This is a genomic window from Faecalibacterium sp. Marseille-Q0746 (assembly GCF_017377595.1).
GTDB classification, from domain to species: Bacteria; Bacillota; Clostridia; order Oscillospirales; family Ruminococcaceae; genus Faecalibacterium; species Faecalibacterium duncaniae.
Map to the genome: position 1 here is coordinate 1 of NZ_JAFREI010000057.1, position 802 is coordinate 802.

Annotated in this window: 1 protein-coding gene; it reads left to right on the forward strand. The window is 48.8% G+C overall.

Annotated elements, in window-relative coordinates; genetic code table 11:
- Nucleotides 1-184: 184 nt before the first annotated feature.
- Nucleotides 185-802: response regulator transcription factor (locus J3351_RS14035; protein WP_207698002.1), on the forward strand; the 618-nt coding region annotated here is incomplete at its 3' end.

Consider the following 802-nt stretch of genomic DNA (forward strand, 5'->3'; position numbering starts at 1 on the left):
ACGCTTATACACTACCAGCTATAATAAACCGCAAGGACAGCAATTTGATGATACTGCTGTCCTTTCTTTTATAAAATTGCAGTACACATAAAAAAGCTGTAAAATGATAAATATATTTGTCCTTGTAACATTTCACGGACATTTGCCTGTTATACTATCTGCAAAAAGCAAAGGAAGTGAGGATATGAAGCAGATTTTAATTGTCGAGGACGACAGTTTTTTGAATAAGATGTTAGCCTATAACCTGACCGCAGACGGCTACGGCGTGACTTCTACTCTAAATGCCAGAACCGCAGCCGACGCCATCCGCCAGCGGGAATTTGATTTAGTGCTGCTGGACATCAACCTGCCGGACGGCAATGGTTTTGAGCTGTGCAAGCTGATAAAGCCCCAGCACCCGGACACCATCGTGATTTTCCTGACCGCCAACGATCAGGAGAGCGACCAGATACGGGGCTATGAGGTGGGCGCGGTGGACTACATCACAAAGCCCTTTGTGATCGGGGCCTTGCAGCGAAAAATCAAAGCCATGTTCGCCATGCTGGAACACCACAAACCGGCCAAGGACATTTACGACGACGGGCGGCTGTTTCTGGACTTCTCGGAGCAGACGGCTTCCTTAAATGGCAAGCCCCTGACCCTATCCCCGATGGAGTACAAAATGCTGAACCTGTTCCGCAAAAATCCCCGGCAAGTGCTGACCCGTGGGCAGCTTTTGGAAAAGCTGTGGGATATAGACGAGAGGTTTGTGGACGAACACACCCTGACAACCTCCATCAGCCGGATTCGCAGCAAGATTGAA